21 protein-coding genes and 2 other annotated features are annotated in these 21,828 nt (G+C 41.9%); all 21 genes read left to right on the forward strand.

Annotated features, from left to right (window positions below):
- Entirely contained in the window at positions 1-1,080 is a 1,080-nt protein-coding gene (gene disA / locus NSQ34_RS00595) for a DNA integrity scanning diadenylate cyclase DisA (protein ID WP_024425581.1), read from the forward strand.
- Between the two features lie 153 nt (positions 1,081-1,233).
- Positions 1,234-2,334, forward strand: a complete 1,101-nt coding sequence (locus tag NSQ34_RS00600) for a PIN/TRAM domain-containing protein (RefSeq protein ID WP_024425582.1) — start codon at positions 1,234-1,236, stop codon at positions 2,332-2,334.
- A gap of 13 nt (positions 2,335-2,347) precedes the next feature.
- Positions 2,348-3,037, forward strand: a complete 690-nt coding sequence (gene ispD / locus NSQ34_RS00605; protein ID WP_041115162.1) for a 2-C-methyl-D-erythritol 4-phosphate cytidylyltransferase — start codon at positions 2,348-2,350, stop codon at positions 3,035-3,037.
- A 3-nt stretch (positions 3,038-3,040) separates the two neighbouring features.
- The gene (ispF, locus tag NSQ34_RS00610) at positions 3,041-3,517 is read left to right on the forward strand and encodes a 2-C-methyl-D-erythritol 2,4-cyclodiphosphate synthase (RefSeq protein WP_003216928.1); all 477 of its coding nucleotides are present in this window, start codon (positions 3,041-3,043) and stop codon (positions 3,515-3,517) included.
- 94 nt (positions 3,518-3,611) lie between these two features.
- Positions 3,612-5,063 carry a glutamate--tRNA ligase gene (gene gltX, locus NSQ34_RS00615; RefSeq protein WP_176967283.1) on the forward strand — a complete coding sequence of 484 codons (1,452 nt, stop codon included), beginning with the start codon at positions 3,612-3,614 and terminating at the stop codon, positions 5,061-5,063.
- Positions 5,063-5,293: a binding site (T-box leader), on the forward strand. Its footprint overlaps the gene before it by 1 nt.
- An 82-nt stretch (positions 5,294-5,375) precedes the next feature.
- A complete protein-coding gene (gene cysE / locus NSQ34_RS00620; RefSeq protein WP_034283914.1) occupies positions 5,376-6,029 on the forward strand; it encodes a serine O-acetyltransferase in 654 nt (217 codons plus the stop codon).
- Positions 6,026-7,426 (forward strand): cysteine--tRNA ligase, encoded by a 1,401-nt coding sequence (gene cysS / locus NSQ34_RS00625; protein WP_034283904.1) that lies wholly within the window; start codon positions 6,026-6,028, stop codon positions 7,424-7,426. The genes cysE and cysS overlap by 4 nt, the downstream gene beginning before the upstream one ends.
- 3 nt (positions 7,427-7,429) lie before the next feature.
- Positions 7,430-7,861 carry a Mini-ribonuclease 3 gene (locus NSQ34_RS00630; RefSeq protein WP_046314371.1) on the forward strand — a complete coding sequence of 144 codons (432 nt, stop codon included), beginning with the start codon at positions 7,430-7,432 and terminating at the stop codon, positions 7,859-7,861.
- Positions 7,845-8,594: a 23S rRNA (guanosine(2251)-2'-O)-methyltransferase RlmB gene (gene rlmB, locus NSQ34_RS00635; protein WP_024425588.1), complete on the forward strand. Its 750-nt coding sequence runs from the start codon at positions 7,845-7,847 to the stop codon at positions 8,592-8,594. The genes NSQ34_RS00630 and rlmB overlap by 17 nt, the downstream gene beginning before the upstream one ends.
- Before the next feature lie 2 nt (positions 8,595-8,596).
- Complete coding sequence (gene rae1 / locus NSQ34_RS00640; RefSeq protein ID WP_024425589.1) at positions 8,597-9,109, forward strand: ribosome-dependent mRNA decay endonuclease Rae1/YacP; 513 nt, start codon at positions 8,597-8,599, stop codon at positions 9,107-9,109.
- A 63-nt stretch (positions 9,110-9,172) separates the two neighbouring features.
- Positions 9,173-9,829 carry an RNA polymerase sporulation sigma factor SigH gene (sigH, locus tag NSQ34_RS00645; protein WP_008345424.1) on the forward strand — a complete coding sequence of 219 codons (657 nt, stop codon included), beginning with the start codon at positions 9,173-9,175 and terminating at the stop codon, positions 9,827-9,829.
- Between the two features lie 76 nt (positions 9,830-9,905).
- Positions 9,906-10,055 carry a 50S ribosomal protein L33 gene (rpmG, locus tag NSQ34_RS00650; RefSeq protein WP_008356502.1) on the forward strand — a complete coding sequence of 50 codons (150 nt, stop codon included), beginning with the start codon at positions 9,906-9,908 and terminating at the stop codon, positions 10,053-10,055.
- Between the two features lie 34 nt (positions 10,056-10,089).
- Entirely contained in the window at positions 10,090-10,266 is a 177-nt protein-coding gene (gene secE / locus NSQ34_RS00655) for a preprotein translocase subunit SecE (protein ID WP_008345422.1), read from the forward strand.
- A gap of 171 nt (positions 10,267-10,437) precedes the next feature.
- The gene (gene nusG, locus NSQ34_RS00660; RefSeq protein WP_003217197.1) at positions 10,438-10,971 is read left to right on the forward strand and encodes a transcription termination/antitermination protein NusG; all 534 of its coding nucleotides are present in this window, start codon (positions 10,438-10,440) and stop codon (positions 10,969-10,971) included.
- Between the two features lie 171 nt (positions 10,972-11,142).
- Positions 11,143-11,568 carry a 50S ribosomal protein L11 gene (gene rplK / locus NSQ34_RS00665; protein WP_003216956.1) on the forward strand — a complete coding sequence of 142 codons (426 nt, stop codon included), beginning with the start codon at positions 11,143-11,145 and terminating at the stop codon, positions 11,566-11,568.
- 99 nt (positions 11,569-11,667) lie between these two features.
- Positions 11,668-12,366, forward strand: coding sequence for a 50S ribosomal protein L1 (gene rplA / locus NSQ34_RS00670; RefSeq protein WP_007496292.1), 699 nt, complete (start codon positions 11,668-11,670; stop codon positions 12,364-12,366).
- 49 nt (positions 12,367-12,415) lie between these two features.
- Positions 12,416-12,556 (forward strand) — a sequence feature (ribosomal protein L10 leader region).
- 69 nt (positions 12,557-12,625) lie between these two features.
- Positions 12,626-13,126 (forward strand): 50S ribosomal protein L10, encoded by a 501-nt coding sequence (gene rplJ / locus NSQ34_RS00675; RefSeq protein ID WP_024425590.1) that lies wholly within the window; start codon positions 12,626-12,628, stop codon positions 13,124-13,126.
- A 48-nt stretch (positions 13,127-13,174) separates the two neighbouring features.
- Positions 13,175-13,540: a 50S ribosomal protein L7/L12 gene (rplL, locus tag NSQ34_RS00680; RefSeq protein ID WP_008345418.1), complete on the forward strand. Its 366-nt coding sequence runs from the start codon at positions 13,175-13,177 to the stop codon at positions 13,538-13,540.
- 96 nt (positions 13,541-13,636) lie between these two features.
- Complete coding sequence (locus NSQ34_RS00685) at positions 13,637-14,242, forward strand: class I SAM-dependent methyltransferase (RefSeq protein ID WP_034283897.1); 606 nt, start codon at positions 13,637-13,639, stop codon at positions 14,240-14,242.
- A 255-nt stretch (positions 14,243-14,497) separates the two neighbouring features.
- A complete protein-coding gene (gene rpoB / locus NSQ34_RS00690; protein WP_024425866.1) occupies positions 14,498-18,079 on the forward strand; it encodes a DNA-directed RNA polymerase subunit beta in 3,582 nt (1,193 codons plus the stop codon).
- Positions 18,080-18,140: 61 nt separating this feature from the next.
- On the forward strand, positions 18,141-21,740 hold the full coding sequence (gene rpoC / locus NSQ34_RS00695; RefSeq protein WP_024425592.1) for a DNA-directed RNA polymerase subunit beta': 3,600 nt from the start codon (positions 18,141-18,143) through the stop codon (positions 21,738-21,740).
- The last annotated feature ends 88 nt before the right edge of the window (positions 21,741-21,828 follow it).

A 21,828-nucleotide genomic window follows, 5' to 3' on the forward strand; every position in this document is an offset into this window, starting at 1 on the left:
ATGGAAAAAGAGAAAAAAGGAGCGAGAGAACTCGATCTCTTAGATATTGTACAGTTTGTGGCACCAGGAACACCTCTGCGGGCAGGGATTGAAAACGTCCTGAGAGCCAATACTGGCGGGCTCATTGTTGTTGGTTATAATGACAAAGTAAAGAGTGTGGTAGATGGAGGATTTCACATTAATTCAGCCTTCTCCCCAGCACATTTATATGAATTGGCGAAGATGGACGGGGCCATTATTCTTAGCGATTCTGGTCAAAAAATCTTGTATGCGAATACACAGCTGATGCCAGATGCAACCATCCATTCATCGGAAACAGGCATGAGGCACCGGACGGCTGAACGTGTAGCAAAGCAGACAGGCTGCTTAATCATTGCCATTTCTGAACGGAGGAACGTCATTACCTTATACCAAGGGAATCGTCGTTATACGCTGAAAGATATTGGCTTTATTTTAACAAAGGCCAATCAAGCCATTCAAACACTTGAGAAATATAAAACGATTTTAGATCACGCCATTTCTGCGTTAAGCGCCCTAGAATTTGAAGAGCTTGTGACCTTTGGGGATGTATTATCCGTGCTGCACCGCTACGAAATGGTACTCAGGATCAAAAATGAAATCAATATGTATATCAAAGAGCTCGGAACAGAGGGACACTTGATCCGTCTGCAAGTCAATGAATTGATTACAGATATGGAGCAGGAAGCAGCTTTATTTATTAAAGATTACGTGAAAGAAAAGATCAAAGATCCGTATGTGCTGCTTAAACAACTTCAAGATATGTCGAGCTTTGAGCTTTTAGATGATTCCATTCTGTACAAGTTACTTGGGTATCCAGCTTCTACAAATATTGACGAATATGTGTACACAAGAGGATATAGATTGCTTCATAAAATCCCTAGACTGCCAATGCCAATCGTCGAAAATGTGGTTGAAGCATTCGGTGTGCTAGATCGAATTATGGAAGCAGATGTACAAGAATTGGATGAAGTAGAAGGAATTGGAGAAGTAAGAGCGAAAAAGATAAAAAAAGGATTAAAAAGGTTACAAGAAAAACATTACATTGACCGTCAGCTTTAAGAAGAGAAATTTTTCTCTATTACGGTTAAAAATGGATGAATATGGGTATATTAATGATGGTTTTGTTTTCTGTTGCTCATGATAGGAAACTTAAACATATATTAATGTCAGATGAAGGTGGATTGACAGATGAAAAATAAAGGAGGTGAAGGTATGTTAAAAAGAATCGTTCAGGCGTTTTTTATCATTTTGGGTGCAGTTGTAGGGATTTTTATCATTCCAGAGTTATTTCTGCTTTTAAATGTAAAGGACATACCTTTCATAACAAATGCTTACTCATCAGCACTAATAGGAGCCGTTGTGTTCTTCATCATTGGTAAATGGTGCACAGGTTATGTGGTAAATTGGGTGAAATGGATCGAGGATTCTCTATTGAAGGCGCCTCTTCCTGATCTTATATCTGGAAGTTTCGGATTAGTATTTGGACTTATTCTAGCATATCTTATTGTAAACGTGATCCCGCTAAACAATATCCCATATCATATTTTTGGTACCATTATTCCGATTTTCCTGGCTTTCTTTTTAGGATACCTTGGATTTCAGGTAGGATTTAAGAAGAAGGATGAAATGATAGGGCTGTTCTCCCGATCTGCAAAGGTCACAAAGAAAAAGGGAGCAGCTGATGATGAACCTGAAATAGAAGATAAAAAGCTGAAAATTTTAGACACAAGTGTTATCATTGATGGAAGAATCGCAGATATTTGTCAAACTGGATTCTTAGAAGGCGTCATGGTCATTCCTCAATTTGTACTCGAGGAATTACAGCATATTGCAGACTCTTCAGATGTATTAAAGAGAAATAGAGGCCGAAGAGGTCTAGATATTTTAAATCGTATTCAAAAAGAATTGGATATCAAAGTTGAAATTTACGAAGGTGACTTCGAAGACATTCAAGAGGTTGATAGCAAGCTTGTGAAGCTGGCGAAATTAACTTCAGGTGTTGTTGTGACCAATGATTTTAATTTAAATAAAGTATGCGAACTTCAAAAAGTAGCAGTGTTAAACATCAATGATCTAGCCAATGCCGTTAAACCGGTTGTACTGCCTGGGGAAGAAATGAAGGTACAGGTCATCAAAGATGGAAAAGAGCATAACCAAGGTGTTGCTTACTTAGATGACGGTACGATGATTGTGGTCGAAGAAGGACGCAATTACATTGGAAAAGACATTGACGTGCTCGTCACAAGTGTGCTGCAGACTGCTGCTGGAAGAATGATTTTTGCGAAGCCAAAACTTCTGGAGAAGGCGCTCTAAAGGGAGAACGAACATGTATTATGAAGTAGTTATTCCGGCTGCGGGGCAAGGGAAACGAATGAAGGCCGGCCGTAATAAGCTTTTTATTGAGCTGAAAAGAATGCCGGTCATCATTCATACACTAAAGGTGTTTGACGCTCATGCGCAATGCAAACGCATGATCCTAGCGATCAATGAAGAGGAGCGTCAAGACTTTGAAAGGCTACTCAAGGTACACGCTTTTCAAACGCCTGTTTCACTTGTCACTGGCGGTGAAGAACGTCAGCAAAGTGTATACGAAGGATTAAAGGCTGTGAAAGATGCGGACATCGTGCTTGTTCATGATGGGGCAAGGCCTTTTATTAAGCATACACAGATTGACTTGCTCGTTAAAGCAGCGATTGAAAAAGGCTCCGCAGTTGTAGCGGTACCAGTGAAAGACACAATCAAACGCGTTCAAGAAGGCAAAGTGGAACAAACCATTGAACGTCAGAGCTTGTGGGCAGTCCAGACCCCACAAGCTTTTCGTCATTCTATTTTAAAAGAGGCGCATGAATATGCGGAGCGGACAGGCTTCTTTGGAACAGACGACGCCAGTCTTGTTGAACAATTACAAGGTGAGAATGTGTATATTGTCCAAGGAGACTATACCAATATTAAGCTGACAACACCGGATGATTTATTGGTTGCCAAGGCAATTATGGATGCGGAAAGAGGGTACTAGATCATGTTGAGAATAGGACAAGGTTTTGATGTACATCAATTAACAGAGGGGAGACCTCTGATTATTGGCGGGGTCACCATCCCTTATGAAAAGGGACTGCTAGGTCATTCAGACGCTGACGTACTGCTTCATACAGTGGCAGATGCCTGCCTGGGTGCGATTGCTGAAGGAGATATCGGCAGACATTTCCCGGACACTGACCCTGAGTTTAAGGATGCAGATTCTTTTAAATTATTGCAGCATGTGTGGGCACTTGTGAAAGAAAAGGGCTACACACTTGTGAATATTGACTGCACCATCATGGCGCAAAAGCCAAAAATGGCACCTTACATTCAACCAATGTGTGAGAAAATTGCAGAAGCGCTTGAGGCAGATGTCACACAGGTGAATGTCAAAGCAACAACGACAGAGAAACTTGGATTTACAGGAAGAGGCGAAGGAATTGCCTCTCAGGCAACAGTGCTTCTTCAGAAAAAGTAAAATCCATTTTGATGAGAATGGGTTTTGATGATAAAATACGTTTATAAAAAATTGGTGTCAGACAACATGATGCAGATGAAAGGAAGTTAAACTCATGGGAAATGAAGTGCGTGTTCGTTATGCACCGAGTCCAACTGGTCATTTACATATTGGGAATGCTAGAACGGCTCTTTTCAACTATTTGTTCGCACGCAGCCAAGGCGGCAAATTTATTATTCGAATCGAGGATACGGATCAAAAGCGTAATGTAGAGGGCGGGGAGGAAAGCCAGCTTCGCCACCTGAAATGGCTCGGTATTGATTGGGATGAGAGCATTGATAAAGATGGCGGCTACGGTCCTTACAGACAATCAGAGCGTAATGATATTTATAAAAAATATTATGATGAGCTGCTAGAGAAGGACTTGGCGTATAAGTGCTATTGTACGGCAGAAGAGCTAGAGGCAGAGCGTGAAGCACAGATCGCCCGCAGCGAAATGCCTCGATATTCTGGTAAATGCAGTCATTTATCAAAAGAAGAAGAGGACAAGCTGATTGCTGAAGGAAGAGAGCCAAGCATCCGCTTCCGAGTACCAAAAGGAGAAATCATCAAATTTGACGACATGGTCAAAGGTGATATTTCATTTGAAACAGACGGCATTGGTGACTTTGTTATTGTGAAGAAAGATGGCACGCCAACTTATAACTTTGCAGTTGCCGTGGATGATCATTTGATGAAAATGACTCACGTTCTTCGCGGAGAGGATCATATTTCAAATACCCCTAAACAAATCATGATTTTTCATGCATTTGGCTGGGATGTTCCGCTATTCGGACATATGACGCTGATTGTGAACGAGAACCGCAAGAAATTAAGTAAACGTGATGAATCGATTATTCAATTCATCGAGCAATATAAGAATTTAGGCTATTTACCTGAAGCCCTGTTTAACTTCATTGCATTACTTGGATGGTCTCCAGTAGGCGAAGAAGAACTGTTTACAAAAGAGCAATTCATCGACATTTTTGATGTGAACCGACTTTCTAAGTCACCAGCTCTATTCGATATGCATAAACTAAAATGGGTGAACAACCAATACGTGAAAGCACTTGATCTTGATCAGGTTGTGGCACTAACACTTCCACATCTTCAAAAGGCAGGCAAGGTAAGTGAGCAGCTGACTGAAGAAGAAAACACGTGGGTACGCAAGCTTATTTCTCTGTATCACGAACAATTAAGCTACGGAGCAGAAATTGTTGAGTTGACAGAGTTGTTCTTTAAGGAGCAAATTGAGTATAATCAAGAGGCAAAGGAAGTTCTAGCAGAGGAGCAAGTACCAGAAGTCATGGCATCTTTTGCAGGTCATCTTGAACAGCTTGAGTCTTTCACACCTGATGAAATCAAGGCTGCCATTAAAGCGGTACAAAAAGAAACAGGGCATAAAGGCAAGAAACTATTCATGCCGATTCGTGTGGCTGTCACAGGACAAACGCATGGCCCAGAACTTCCGCAAAGTATTGAATTACTAGGTAAAGAAACGGTATTAAACCGCATTAAACAAATATAAGGAAATCGTTGCGAGGGAGAAGTACAATGTACTCGTCCATCACAGAAAGAGTCTCCACCGGCTGAAAGAGACTTATGGGCAGATGTTGGAAATGCACCCTCAAGACCCTTGAGGAACACGTACGTTAGTATGCAAGGGCGGTACCCTCCGTTATGGGATTAAGTTGAGAAGGCTTCAAGATAAGTGGCTTTCTAAACAGAGTGGAACCGCGTTTTCAAAACGTCTCTGTCATATGGCAGAGGCGTTTTTTATTTGTCCAAAAAAAGAGAGCAAGTCCTAAGAGAGATTGATGGGGAAGAACGGGGGGAGCATGTGTTTTTCAAAATGCTGAAAGAAGATATTGATACTGTGTTTGATCAAGATCCTGCTGCTAGAAGCTATATTGAAGTAGTGCTAACCTATTCAGGACTTCATGCGATTTGGGCTCACCGTATTGCGCATGCATTTTATAAGCGGAAGCTGTATTTTATTGCACGGATCATTTCTCAGGTCAGCCGTTTTTTCACAGGGGTGGAAATCCATCCGGCGGCAACCATTGGCAGGCGGTTCTTCATTGATCACGGCATGGGCGTCGTGATCGGGGAAACATGTGAAATTGGAGACAACGTCACTGTTTTCCAAGGCGTGACATTAGGGGGAACAGGGAAAGAAAAGGGAAAGCGGCATCCGACCATTTTAGACGATGCCCTCATTGCGACAGGTGCCAAGGTGCTTGGTTCCATTACAGTTGGAAAAGGAGCCAAGATTGGAGCGGGGTCGGTCGTGTTAAAGGACGTACCCGACCATTCCACCGTTGTCGGTATACCTGGGCGAGTCGTCGTTCAAAATGGAAAGAAAATCAATCGTGATCTCAATCATCAAGATTTGCCAGATCCAATTTCCGATCGTTTCAAAGAATTGGAACGAGAAATGGAAAAGCTAAAAGGTGAGCTGGCTTCATTGAGCAGAAAGGAAGAACAATCATGACAATCAATATTTATAATACATTGACACGTAAGAAGGAAGAATTTGTCCCGCTTGAGCCAGGAAAGGTCAAGATGTATGTGTGCGGACCAACCGTTTATAACTACATTCATATCGGGAATGCTAGACCTGCTATTGTTTATGACACTGTACGTAAGTATTTAGAATACAGCGGTTACGATGTGAACTTTGTATCAAACTTTACAGATGTGGATGATAAACTCATCAAAGCAGCCAACGAACTCGGAGAAGATGTGCCGACAATTGCTGACCGGTTTATCCAGGCCTACTTCGAAGACGTCAGTGCACTCGGCTGCAAAAAAGCAGACCTTCACCCGCGAGTGACGGAAAACATGGATGATATCATTGCGTTTATTGCCACATTGATTGAAAAAGGCTACGCCTATGAAGCAGATGGCGACGTGTATTACAGCACACGCTCATTTGAAGGCTATGGAAAGCTTTCTCACCAATCAATTGATGAACTGAAGACAGGTGCCCGTATTCGAGTAGGTGAAAAGAAACGAGATGCACTGGACTTTGCTCTTTGGAAGGCTGCAAAGGATCAGGAAATCTCTTGGGATAGCCCGTGGGGCGAAGGACGCCCAGGCTGGCACATTGAATGCTCGGCAATGGTCAAAAAATATTTAGGTGATACGATCGATATTCATGCTGGCGGACAGGATTTAACATTCCCTCACCATGAGAATGAAATTGCCCAATCTGAGGCTTTGACAGGGAAGCCTTTTGCGAAGTATTGGATGCATAACGGGTATATTAATATCGATAATGAAAAAATGTCAAAATCACTTGGCAACTTTGTGCTGGTGCATGACATTGTGAAAGAACAAGATCCTGATGTGCTTCGCTTCTTTATGTTGTCGGTTCACTATCGCCACCCAATTAATTACTCAATGGATTTATTAGAAAGTACAAAGAGTGCGTTTAACCGACTCAAAACATCGTATGCGAATTTACATCACCGTCTAGAGAGCAGCACAAATATCACGGAAGACAATGCTGAATGGCTGGCAAAAATTGAAGAGCAGCGTGCAACATTTATTTCCGAAATGAATGATGACTTCAATACGGCAAATGCGATCTCTGTTTTATTCGAATTAGCGAAACAGGCGAATTATTATATGGAAAATGATCATACTTCGGAGGAAGTGATCAAGGCATTTATCGGCTTGTTCCAAGAAATTACGTCTGTTCTCGGCTTCTCATTAGAAGAAAAGCACACGCTTGACGAAGAGGTAGAAGCGTTAATTGAAAAACGCAATGAAGCTAGAAGAAATCGTGACTTTGCCCTATCTGATCAAATTCGTGATCAATTAAAGAACATGAATATTGTGTTGGAGGACACTCCTCAAGGTACTCGCTGGAAAAGAGGAGAATAGGCAATGTTGAATTTTGAAAAGCTGAAAGACGGTAAACAGCTGAACGGACTTGCGCTGGCTTATATGGGTGATGCCATTTTTGAAGTATATGTGAGGCATCACCTCCTCCAAACGGGGGCGACAAAACCAAATGAGCTGCACAAACGAGCAAGCAACATTGTTTCAGCTAAATCACAGGCTGCTATTTTATTTACGCTTCAGCAGCAAGGCTTTTTCACTGAAGCAGAAGAAGCGGTGCTGAAAAGAGGAAGAAACGCAAAATCAGGCACAGTGCCTAAAAACACAGACGTTCAAACGTATCGTTATAGTACAGCGTTTGAAGCGCTCATGGGTTATTTATTTATCGAAAAGCAGGACGAACGCTTAGAAGAGCTGATTGGTCAGGCGATTGAAATCGGAACGTCAGGGAGGAAGACAAATGAGTCAGCAACATGATTATGTCATTGGGAAAAATGCAGTGATTGAGACACTGAAGTCAGATCGGGAGTTATACAAGCTCTGGATGGCAGAAAACACTGTAAAAGGACAAGCCCAGCAGGTCATTGAACTCGCTAAAAAGCAAAATATCACCATTCAGTATGTTCCGAGGAAAAAGCTTGATCAAATGGTTACAGGTCAGCACCAGGGAATCGTTGCACAAGTAGCAGCATATGAATATGCAGAATTGGACGACCTGTATCAAATCGCTGAAAAGCGGAATGAACAGCCTTTCTTTCTGATTTTAGATGAGATTGAAGACCCGCATAATTTAGGATCTATTATGAGAACGGCAGATGCTGTAGGTGCACACGGGATTGTCATTCCGAAAAGGAGAGCGGTCGGTCTAACAACAACAGTTGCTAAGGCATCCACTGGAGCAATTGAGCATATTCCTGTTGCAAAAGTGACCAATCTTTCAAGAGCCCTTGATGAAATGAAAGAAAGAGGAATCTGGGTTGCGGGAACAGATGCGTCTGCTAAACAGGATTACAGACAATTTGATGGCACGATGCCGCTGGCTCTTGTGATTGGCAGCGAGGGAAAAGGAATTGGCCGATTGATTAAGGAAAAGTGTGATTTTCTGATTAAACTGCCTATGGCCGGGAAGGTTACTTCGTTAAACGCATCAGTTGCCGCTGGTTTATTGATGTATGAAGTGTATCGAAAACGTTATCCGTTAGGAGAATAGAGATGGATATCCTCTTAGTCGATGGATACAACATGATAGGTGCATGGCCTCAGCTGCAGCACTTAAAGGAAAACAGCTTTGAAGAAGCCAGAGACGTACTGATTCAACATTTAGCAGAATATCAAGCATACACAGGGTATCGAGTCATTGTCGTATTCGATGCCCATATGGTCAAAGGAATTGAAAAGAAGCGGACCAACCACCGAGTAGAGGTCATCTTTACGAGAGAGAATGAAACGGCGGATGAGCGGATTGAAAAGCTGGCGCAGGATTTGAATAATATACGGACGCAAATTCATGTGGCAACCTCAGATTTTACGGAACAATGGGCTATTTTTGGACAAGGAGCTCTTCGGAAGTCGGCTCGTGAGCTTTTAAGAGAGATTGAAGTGATAGAACGAAAGATTGAAACGAGGGTCAAAAAGATTACTTCTGATAAACCAGCATCTAAGATTGAATTGTCAGAAGATGTATTGAAAACGTTTGAAAAATGGCGGCGCGGGAATCTGGAATAGCTTGACGATATTTCAACCATTAATGTATAATATTTCTATCTAGGTGCGGTCGGGGGGATCGAAGTGAATCTAAACAACAGCAAGGGTAAGTCCATCAGAGAGCAATTTTGCCAGTTGGAAGATGAACAAGTCATTGAAAGGGTTCATGTCGGAGATAGTGATGCGCTAGATTATTTAATAACGAAATACCGCAATTTTGTACGTGCGAAAGCAAGATCTTATTTCTTGATAGGAGCGGATCGAGAGGACATTGTCCAAGAGGGAATGATCGGACTTTATAAGTCTATCCGCGATTTCAGAGAGGACAAGCTTACTTCATTTAAGGCTTTTGCAGAATTATGTATTACCCGCCAAATTATCACCGCAATTAAAACAGCTACTCGCCAAAAACATATCCCGTTAAATTCCTATGTATCATTAGACAAGCCGATCTACGATGAAGAATCGGACAGAACATTATTGGATGTCATTTCCGGTGCTAAAGCGCTTAACCCAGAAGACTTAATTATTAGCAAAGAAGAATTTGATGATATCGAAATGAAGATGGGTGAACTGCTAAGCGAGCTGGAAAGAAAGGTACTTGTGCTTTATCTTGATGGCAGATCCTATCAAGAGATTTCTGAAGATTTAAATCGTCATGTGAAATCAATTGATAACGCACTCCAAAGAGTAAAGAGAAAATTAGAGAAATATTTAGAGCTTCGCGAGATTAGTCTCTAATCAAACCTATATTGACAGCTTTTTCGACACTGTGATAAGGTACTAATGAAATGATGTCGAGAAAATAGGTGTAAATATGAGGAAAAAGATTACTCTAGCCTGTAAAGACTGCGGAAGCCGCAATTATACGACAATGAAAAGTGTTGCTTCAGCAGCTGAAAGATTAGAAGTTAAGAAATATTGCAAGACTTGTAATTCACATAAAACACATTTAGAAACGAAGTAAGATTTGCGTTCTTTAATCTGTGGAGGTCTTTTACATGCGTATTATCAGTTTCTTAAAAAGTGTCGGAAAAGAAATGAAAAAGGTCAGCTGGCCAAAGAAGAACGAAATGGTCCGCTACACAATCACTGTTATTTTAACAGTCGTATTCTTTGCCATCTTTTTCTCTTTTCTTGATATAGGAATCTCACAATTAATCGAATTAATTCATTAATACTTGAATAATGGTCTGCTGAACGTGCTATAATAGATCATAATATGACTTGCCAAAAAACCCGTTTTACGGGTTTTTTCAATTGCTTGAAAATATTTACCGTTACTCGAGATTCGTCAAATAGACATTATGAAATGTGGGGAGGGAAGGACTAAATAGTCCTGAACGAAAATGGAAAAGAATTGGTATGTTGTGCATACGTACTCTGGCTATGAAAACAAAGTAAAAGCGAATTTGGAAAAGCGTGTTGAATCAATGGGCATGCAGGATAAAATCTTCCGCGTCGTCGTACCAGAAGAAGAAGAAACGGATATTAAAAATGGTAAGAAAAAAGTTGTCAAAAAGAAAGTATTCCCTGGCTATGTCCTAGTGGAAATCGTGATGACTGACGACTCTTGGTATGTCGTTCGTAATACACCAGGTGTCACTGGATTCGTTGGATCAGCTGGATCAGGCTCAAAGCCGACTGCGCTGCTGCCAGGCGAAGCTGAAACCATTCTGAAGAGAATGGGTCTTGAAGAACGCAAAACAGAAATCGACTTTGAACTGAAAGAAACAGTTAAGGTCATCGATGGACCATTTGCTAACTTCACTGGCTCTATTGAAGAAATTGACTACGATAAAAGCAAAGTCAAAGTATTCGTTAATATGTTTGGTAGAGAAACACCTGTTGAACTTGAGTTCACGCAGATCGATAAATTGTAATTTAAAAGAGCTTGAAATGAGTGTATAGAAGTGGTAATATAGCAAAGGTACGTCTTGAGTTCACTCAAGATCGCTAGCTAGTTATTTCGTCATTCATATAAAGAATGAAGTTGTTGAGTGGGAGGGGGATTCCCCTATTACCACATCACGGACTTTAAGGAGGTGTGTCTCGTGGCTAAAAAAGTAGTTAAAGTTGTTAAATTGCAAATTCCTGCTGGAAAAGCTAACCCAGCTCCACCAGTTGGACCTGCACTAGGTCAAGCCGGTGTTAATATCATGGGATTCTGTAAGGAGTTTAACGCTCGTACAGCTGACCAAGCTGGTCTTATCATTCCTGTTGAAATTTCGGTTTTTGAAGACCGTTCATTTACATTTATTACTAAAACTCCACCTGCTGCAGTTTTACTTAAAAAAGCAGCTGGTATTGAGTCTGGTTCTGGTGAACCTAACCGTAATAAAGTGGCAACTGTTAAGCGTGATAAAGTACGCGAAATCGCGGAAACAAAAATGCCTGACTTAAACGCTGCTAGCGTTGAATCAGCTATGCGCATGGTTGAAGGTACTGCACGCAGTATGGGTATTGTCATCGAAGATTAATTTTTTGTCTTGTTGGGTTGCGAGTTTGGTTTTGACAAGTTCGCAACCCTTATTCGTGGGAGGTTATTCCGCTAAAACCACATAAGGAGGATTTTTATAATGGCTAAAAAAGGTAAAAAGTATGTAGAAGCTGCTAAGCTGATCGAACGTACTAAAGCGTATGATGTAGCTGAAGCTGTTTCTCTTACAAAAAAAGCAAATACAGCGAAATTTGATGCGACTGTAGAAGTTGCTTTTCGTTTGGGCGTAGACCCTCGTAAAAACGATCAACAAATCCGCGGTGCAGTTGTACTTCCTAACGGAACTGGTAAAACTCAACGCGTTCTTGTGTTCGCTAAAGGCGAAAAAGCAAAAGAAGCAGAAGCTGCTGGAGCAGACTACGTTGGAGATTCTGATTACATCACTAAAATCCAACAAGGCTGGTTCGAATTCGATGTAATCGTTGCGACACCTGACATGATGGGTGAAGTTGGTAAGATCGGTCGTGTACTTGGACCAAAAGGTCTTATGCCAAACCCTAAAACAGGAACTGTAACGTTCGAAGTTGAAAAAGCAATCAATGAAATCAAAGCTGGTAAAGTAGAATACCGCGTTGATAAAGCTGGTAATATCCACGCGCCAATCGGAAAGGTTTCTTTCGAGGACGAAAAGCTTGTTGAGAACTTTGCAACAATCTATGACACAATCCTTAAAGCAAAACCTGCAGCGGCTAAAGGTGTATACGTGAAAAACGTTTCTGTTACATCTACTATGGGCCCTGGCGTGAAAGTGGATCCATCTTCTTTCTCTGCAAAATAATTCTTGACTTATGACAACCATTTTGATAATATCAAAATGTTGTAAAATAGAATAATGTCCATTTATACCGTAGACAGCAGGGGCCTTATGGCTTAAATAACCCGCCGAGGTGTATATGTCACAGTCTTACGTTAACGTATGCTTGTATATACAGCCTCCATGTCTTAATGGAGGCTTTTTATATGGAGAACCGTTCGTTAGGAACGTGATGGCCTGATCGGTATAAGTGTTACACAAAGAATGTACAGGAGGTGTAACCATGAGCAATGCAATCGATACTAAAAAAGTTGTCGTTGATGAAATTACTTCTAAATTTAAAGATAGTATGTCTACTGTCATTGTAGATTACCGCGGTCTTTCTGTTTCTGAAGTGACTGAACTTCGTAAACAGCTTCGTGAAGCTGGCGTAGAATTCAAAGTTTACAAAAACACTTTGACTCGCCGTGCAGTTGAACAAGTTGAACTAACGGGTTTAAACGATTTCTTAACAGGTCCAAACGCTATCGCATTCAGTAACGAAGATGTTATCGCACCTGCGAAAATCATCAACGAATTTGCGAAAAGCCACGAAGCTTTAGAAATCAAAGCTGGTGTCATCGAAGGAAACGTAGCGACTGTAGAAGAAGTGAAGGCTCTTGCGGAACTTCCGTCTCGCGAAGGCTTACTTTCTATGTTGCTTAGCGTTCTTCAAGCTCCAGTTCGTAATCTTGCTCTTGCTACTAAAGCAGTTGCAGATCAAAAAGAAGAACAAGGCGCTTAATGCGTACTTTACGTTTACGTAAAAAAACTTAAAATGGAGGAATTACAAATGGCTTTAAATATCGAAGAAATCATTGCTTCAGTTAAAGAAGCAACTGTACTTGAGTTAAACGACTTAGTAAAAGCAATCGAAGAAGAATTTGGCGTAACTGCTGCTGCTCCTGTAGCTGTAGCTGCTGGTGGCGGTGCTGCTGCTGAAGAAAAAACTGATTTTGATCTAGTACTTGCTGGTGCTGGAGACCAAAAAATCAAAGTTATCAAAGTGGTTCGTGAAATCACTGGTCTTGGCTTGAAAGAAGCTAAAGAACTTGTTGACAACACTCCAAAACCACTTAAAGAAGGTATTGCTAAAGAAGAAGCTGAAGAACTTAAAGCTAAGCTTGAAGAAGTTGGCGCTTCTGTAGAAGTTAAGTAATCTTCGCCTAATCTTTTGGGAAAGCTCGCTTTTACTGGCGGGCTTTTTCTTTTCTAATCTCCTGAAACGATTGAATCCAGAGGAGGTCCATTCACCATGAGTGACCACTATTATACGGAAAAGCCATCAGTGAAAAGCAATAAACAGACATGGGACTTCACCTTGAGAAACCGTACCTTTACTTTTACAAGTGACAGTGGAGTGTTTTCTAAGAAAGAAGTCGACTTTGGTTCAAGGCTTTTAATTGAAGCTTTCGAAGAACCTGATTTGGATGGCGATGTCTTAGATGTCGGTTGCGGTTATGGACCGATTGGCTTATCGTTAGCAAACGAAATGACTAGCCGTACCATTCATATGATTGATGTGAACGAAAGAGCAGTCGAACTTTCAAAGGAAAACGCTAAACATAATCGCATTGATAATGTCCGCATCTATCAAAGTGATTTGTTCTCGAATGTTCATTCCTCAGCTGCTTTTGCCTCTATACTGACCAATCCCCCAATACGGGCAGGGAAGAAAGTTGTACATGCGATCTTTGAAAAAAGTGCTGATCATTTATTGCCGGAAGGTGAGTTGTGGGTGGTTATTCAGAAAAAGCAAGGTGGACCATCTGCGATTGAAAAATTAGAGCAGCTCTTTGAAGAAGTCGAGGTTGTGCTGAAAAAAAAGGGCTACTATATCATCAAAGCTAAAAAAGTTTGACGCAGTTTCCTAGCTGTGTTAACATTATAAAATGCCAATGTGTATATTTTGCTTGATAGGCTTAAAAAACAACTATTTTGTATAAATTATGCATACTTGGGAAAACTAATAAAATCGGTATTTGTTTTTGGATGTGGTTTTCTTATTTTAGAAACCCTTTTTTCTTTTGTCTTGTAAAAGTATTTCTTTACTGACATTTGAAAGACAGAAATACTTTTTACACATATAATACGCATGATTTGAGGGGTGAATCAGTTGACAGGTCAACTAGTTCAGTATGGACGACACCGCCAGCGCAGAAGCTACGCACGCATAAGCGAAGTGTTAGAATTACCAAATCTCATTGAAATTCAAACCTCTTCTTATCAGTGGTTTCTTGATGAGGGTCTTAGAGAGATGTTTCAAGATATATCCCCAATTGAGGATTTTACTGGTAACCTTTCTCTTGAATTCATTGATTACAGCCTAGGGGATCCTAAGTATCCTGTAGCAGAATCAAAAGAACGTGATGTAACTTACTCTGCTCCACTAAGAGTAAAAGTTCGTTTAATTAACAAAGAAACTGGAGAAGTAAAAGACCAAGATGTGTTTATGGGTGATTTCCCAATCATGACAGACACAGGTACTTTTATCATTAATGGTGCGGAACGTGTAATCGTTTCTCAGTTAGTGCGTTCTCCAAGTGTATATTTCAGTGGTAAAGTAGACAAAAACGGTAAAAAAGGTTTTACTGCGACTGTCATTCCAAACCGTGGCGCATGGTTAGAATACGAAACTGATGCGAAGGATGTAGTCTATGTACGCATCGATCGCACACGTAAGTTGCCGGTTACGGTTCTTTTGCGTGCTCTCGGCTTCAGCTCTGATCAAGAGATTCTTGACCTCATTGGCGAGAATGAATACTTACGCAACACGCTGGAAAAAGACAATACAGAGAATGCAGATAAAGCACTTCTCGAAATCTACGAGCGCCTCCGTCCTGGAGAGCCGCCAACTGTTGAAAATGCGAAAAGCTTGCTAGACTCTCGCTTCTTCGATCCGAAGAGATATGACCTAGCAAATGTTGGACGCTACAAGATTAATAAGAAGCTTCATATTAAAAATAGACTGTTCAATCAAAAATTGGCTGAAACGTTAGTTGATCCTGAAACAGGTGAAATTCTAGCAGAAAAAGGTCAAATTTTAGACAGAAGAGTTCTTGATAAAGTTCTTCCATACTTAGAAAACGGCATCGGATTTAGAAAGCTTTATCCTAATGGTGGCGTAGTAGAAGATGAAGTAGAACTTCAATCTATTAAGATTTATGCACCGACTGATCAAGAAGGCGAGCAAGTGATCAACGTGATTGGAAATGCATATGTAGAGGAAGCTGTGAAAAACATCACGCCTTCTGACATCATTGCATCAATCAGTTACTTCTTCAACCTTCTTCATGGTGTAGGTGACACAGATGATATCGACCACCTTGGTAACCGTCGTCTGCGTTCTGTAGGTGAACTTCTGCAAAACCAATTCCGTATTGGTTTAAGCAGAATGGAGCGTGTTGTTCGTGAAAGAATGTCGATTCAAGACACAAACACGATCACACCTCAGCAGCTGATCAACATTCGTCCTGTGATCGCTTCTATCAAAGAGTTCTTTGGTAGTTCTCAGCTTTCTCAGTTCATGGATCAAACAAACCCGCTTGCTGAATTGACGCACAAACGTCGTCTGTCAGCGCTTGGACCGGGTGGTTTGACACGTGAGCGTGCAGGAATGGAAGTTCGTGACGTTCACTACTCTCACTATGGACGTATGTGTCCGATTGAAACACCAGAGGGTCCAAACATTGGTTTGATCAACTCTCTATCTTCATTTGCAAAAGTGAATCGCTTCGGATTTATCGAAACACCTTACCGCCGGGTTGATCCTGAAACTGGTAAAGTGACACCGAGAATCGATTACTTAACTGCTGATGAAGAGGATAACTACGTAGTAGCACAAGCGAACGCTCAGTTAGCTGATGATGGTTCGTTTATCGATGATAATATCATTGCTCGTTTCAGAGGGGAAAACACCGTTGTTCCTCGAAACCGCGTTGACTACATGGACGTTTCGCCAAAGCAGGTTGTTTCTGCAGCGACAGCATGTATCCCATTCTTAGAAAACGATGACTCTAACCGTGCTCTAATGGGAGCGAACATGCAGCGTCAGGCTGTGCCTTTGATGCAGCCGGAATCACCGATTGTTGGTACAGGGATGGAGTACGTATCAGGTAAAGACTCTGGTGCTGCAGTCATCTGCCGCTACCCAGGTGTTGTAGAACGTGTAGAAGCAAAAAATATTTGGGTTCGCCGTTATGAGGACGTTGACGGACAACAAGTCAAAGGAAACCTAGACAAATACAGCCTGCTGAAATTTGTCCGCTCTAACCAAGGGACTTGCTACAACCAGCGCCCTATCGTAAGTGTTGGAGATGAAGTCGTTAAAGGAGAAATTCTTGCAGACGGACCTTCTATGGAAAAAGGTGAATTGGCTCTAGGACGTAACGTTATGGTCGGATTCATGACTTGGGACGGTTACAACTACGAGGATGCGATCATCATGAGTGAGCGCCTTGTAAAAGATGACGTCTACACGTCTATTCATATTGAAGAATATGAATCAGAAGCTCGTGATACAAAGCTTGGACCAGAAGAAATCACTCGTGATATTCCAAACGTTGGGGAAGATGCTTTACGCAACCTTGACGAGCGCGGAATCATCCGTATTGGTGCAGAAGTAAAAGATGGAGACCTTCTTGTAGGAAAAGTAACGCCTAAAGGTGTAACTGAACTAACAGCTGAAGAACGTCTATTACATGCAATCTTCGGTGAAAAGGCTCGTGAAGTTCGTGATACGTCACTGCGTGTTCCACACGGCGGCGGCGGAATTATCCACGATGTAAAAGTCTTCAACCGTGAAGATGGAGATGAATTACCTCCAGGTGTAAACCAATTAGTCCGCGTATACATCGTTCAGAAACGTAAGATTTCTGAAGGTGACAAAATGGCCGGACGACATGGTAACAAAGGGGTTATCTCTAAAATCCTTCCAGAAGAAGATATGCCTTATCTTCCAGACGGAACACCGATCGATATCATGTTGAACCCTCTAGGGGTACCATCTCGTATGAACATCGGTCAGGTACTTGAGCTTCATATGGGTATGGCTGCACGTTACCTTGGCATCCACATTGCGTCACCAGTATTTGATGGTGCGCGCGAGGAAGATGTTTGGGAAACGCTTGAAGAAGCAGGTATGTCCCGTGATGCGAAAACAGTCCTTTATGACGGTCGAACTGGTGAACCATTCGACAACCGTGTATCTGTCGGAATCATGTACATGATCAAACTGGCTCACATGGTTGACGATAAACTTCACGCTCGTTCAACTGGACCATACTCACTTGTTACGCAGCAGCCACTTGGCGGTAAAGCACAGTTTGGTGGTCAGCGTTTCGGAGAGATGGAAGTATGGGCACTTGAAGCTTACGGTGCAGCATATACACTTCAAGAGATCTTAACAGTTAAATCAGATGACGTTGTGGGTCGTGTGAAAACATACGAAGCCATCGTCAAAGGGGATAACGTACCTGAACCAGGTGTCCCTGAATCATTCAAAGTGTTAATCAAAGAACTTCAAAGTTTAGGTATGGATGTGAAAATCCTATCCGGCGATGAAGAAGAGATAGAAATGAGAGATTTAGAAGACGATGAGGAAACGAAGAAAGCAGACGGATTAGCGTTATCTAATGACGAAGATGCTGCAGACCTCGCACCTGTCGATCTTGAACGTGACGCAGTCACAAAAGAATAGCAGAAACGATTAGAGCAAGTGACTAGGGTATAACCCGAAGATTAAAAGGGAGGTAGGCCCCTTGCTAGATGTGAACAATTTTGAGTATATGAACATCGGTCTCGCATCACCTGATAAAATCCGTTCTTGGTCTTTTGGTGAAGTGAAAAAGCCTGAAACGATTAACTATCGTACACTGAAACCTGAAAAAGATGGTCTCTTTTGTGAACGTATCTTCGGACCGCAAAAAGACTGGGAATGTCATTGTGGGAAGTATAAACGCGTTCGGTATAAGGGTGTTGTATGTGACCGTTGTGGTGTAGAAGTAACACGGGCAAAAGTCCGTCGTGAGAGAATGGGGCATATTGAACTGGCTGCCCCAGTTTCCCACATTTGGTATTTCAAAGGTATCCCAAGCCGTATGGGTCTTGTTCTTGATATGTCACCACGTGCGTTAGAAGAAGTGATCTACTTCGCTTCTTACGTCGTGACAGATCCGGGCAATACACCGCTTGAGAAGAAACAACTTCTTTCTGAGAAAGAATTCCGTGCTTATTTAGATAAATACGGTAATACATTCCAAGCAGCTATGGGTGCAGAAGCAATCAACAAACTTCTTCAAGATATCGATCTTGTAAAAGAAGTAGATACACTGAAGGAAGAGCTGAAAACTGCTCAAGGACAGCGACGTACACGTGCGATCAAACGCCTTGAAGTGTTAGAAGCCTTCCGTAACTCAGGAAACAAACCATCTTGGATGATTCTTGATGTACTTCCGGTTATTCCGCCAGAATTACGTCCAATGGTTCAGCTTGATGGTGGACGTTTTGCTACTTCTGACTTGAACGACCTTTATCGTCGTGTCATCAACCGTAACAATCGTCTGAAGCGTTTATTAGATCTTGGCGCGCCAAGCATCATCGTTCAGAACGAGAAGCGTATGCTTCAAGAAGCTGTCGATGCCTTGATTGATAATGGACGTAGAGGCCGACCAGTAACAGGACCAGGAAATAGACCATTGAAATCTCTTTCTCACATGCTGAAAGGGAAACAAGGACGTTTCCGTCAAAACTTGCTTGGTAAACGTGTTGACTATTCTGGACGTTCCGTTATCGTCGTAGGACCACATTTGAAAATGTATCAGTGTGGACTTCCGAAAGAAATGGCTCTTGAATTATTCAAACCATTCGTGATGAAGGAACTTGTTGAAAAAGGATTAGCTCACAACATCAAGAGTGCGAAGCGTAAAATTGAGCGCGTGCAGCCAGAAGTATGGGATGTATTAGAATCAGTTATTCGTGAGCATCCAGTCTTACTAAACCGTGCACCGACTCTTCACAGACTTGGTATTCAAGCGTTTGAACCTACACTTGTGGAAGGACGCGCAATTCGTCTTCATCCACTTGTATGTACAGCCTACAACGCTGACTTTGACGGTGACCAAATGGCGGTTCACGTACCATTATCTGCTGAAGCTCAAGCTGAAGCTCGTATCTTAATGCTTGCGGCTCAAAACATTTTGAACCCGAAAGATGGAAAACCAGTTGTTACGCCATCTCAGGATATGGTGCTTGGTAACTACTACCTTACACTTGAGCGCAAAGGTGCTATCGGAGAAGGTATGGTCTTCAAAGATACTGACGAAGCCCTTCTAGCTTATCAAAATGGTTATGTGCATCTTCATACACGTGTAGCTGTTGCAGCTAGCTCGTTGAAGAATGTGACATTCACTGATGAACAGCGTTCTAAATTGTTGATTACAACAGTTGGAAAACTGATCTTTAACGAAATCTTACCGGAATCATTCCCATACATGAATGAGCCGACAAAGAGCAATATTGAAGAAAAAACGCCTGATCGTTTCTTCCTTGAAAAAGGTGAGGATGTAAAAGCTGCGATCGAGAAACAAGAAATCAATGCGCCGTTCAAAAAAGGTATTTTAGGGAAAATCATTGCAGAAATCTTTAAGAGATTCCATATCACTGAGACATCTAAAATGCTTGACCGCATGAAAAATCTTGGTTTCAGATACTCTACTAAAGCCGGTATTACGGTTGGTGTGTCTGATATCGTCGTATTAGATGATAAGCAGCAAATTCTTGAAGAAGCACAAGCAAAAGTAGATAACGTCATGAAGCAATTCAGACGTGGTTTGATTACTGAAGAAGAGCGTTATGAGAGAGTTATTTCAATCTGGAGTTCTTCTAAAGATGTGATCCAAGGTAAACTGATGAAGTCCCTTGATGAAGTCAACCCAATCTACATGATGAGTGACTCTGGAGCGCGTGGTAACGCATCTAACTTTACTCAGCTGGCTGGTATGCGTGGTCTGATGGCCAACCCGGCTGGACGTATCATCGAACTTCCGATTAAATCTAGTTTCCGTGAAGGTTTAACCGTATTGGAATACTTTATTTCCACTCACGGTGCGCGTAAAGGTCTTGCCGATACAGCCCTTAAAACAGCTGACTCAGGTTACCTCACGCGTCGTCTCGTTGACGTTGCACAGGATGTTATCATCCGTGAAACAGATTGCGGTACAGACCGTGGAATCTTGGCGAAGTCCATTAAAGAAGGAAATGAAATTATTGAGAAACTTGAAGAACGTCTGATCGGACGTTTTGCAAGAAAACCAATTGTTCATCCTGAAACAGGCGAAGTCATTGTAGCCGAAAACGAACTAATTGATGAAGATAAAGCACTTGAAGTAGTTGAAGCAGGAATTGAGGAAGTATGGATCCGTTCAGCATTTACATGTAACACGCCTCATGGTGTATGTAAACGATGCTACGGCCGTAACCTTGCAACTGGTACTGACGTTGAAGTCGGTGAAGCAGTTGGAATCATCGCTGCACAATCAATCGGTGAGCCAGGAACACAGCTTACAATGCGTACGTTCCACACCGGTGGGGTAGCAGGAGACGATATCACACAAGGTCTACCTCGTATCCAAGAGCTATTTGAAGCGCGTAATCCGAAAGGGCAAGCGACAATTTCTGAAATTGATGGTGTCGTTGCTGAAATTAACGATGTTCGTGACAAGCAGCAGGAAATTGTGGTTCAAGGCGAAGTTGAAACTCGTTCTTACACAGCTCCTTACAATGCACGTCTGAAAGTTGTTGAAGGTGACACAGTTACTCGTGGTCAAGTACTTACAGAAGGTTCGATCGATCCGAAAGAACTTCTTAAAGTGACTGACATGACAGCTGTTCAAGAATATCTGCTTCATGAAGTACAAAAAGTATACCGTATGCAAGGGGTAGAAATCGGAGATAAGCACGTAGAGGTAATGGTTCGCCAAATGCTTCGTAAAGTGCGTGTCGCTGATGCAGGGGATACAGATGTATTACCAGGCACACTTCTTGATGTACATCAATTCACTGAAGCGAACAAAAAAGTACTATTCGAAGGCAAACGTCCTGCAACAGGCCGTCCAGTTCTTCTTGGTATTACAAAAGCTTCACTTGAAACAGACTCATTCTTGTCTGCGGCATCCTTCCAAGAAACGACTCGTGTCCTAACAGATGCGGCGATCAAAGGAAAACGTGATGAACTGCTTGGCTTGAAAGAGAATGTGATCATCGGTAAACTTGTTCCTGCTGGAACGGGAATGCCAAACTACCGTAAAGTTAAGCCGGTTTCGCAAGTGCAGCCGTCTGACGACATGGTTCCTGTAGAGTAATCTTTCTCATGAGATTCCTATAAAATCATCAAAAAATGGTGAAGGATGTCAAGATAATCTGTCATACGATATTGACATCCTTCTGCCA

Source organism: Bacillus sp. FSL P2-0069, assembly GCF_038593315.1.
In the GTDB taxonomy this organism is placed as follows: domain Bacteria; phylum Bacillota; class Bacilli; order Bacillales; family Bacillaceae; genus Bacillus; species Bacillus safensis.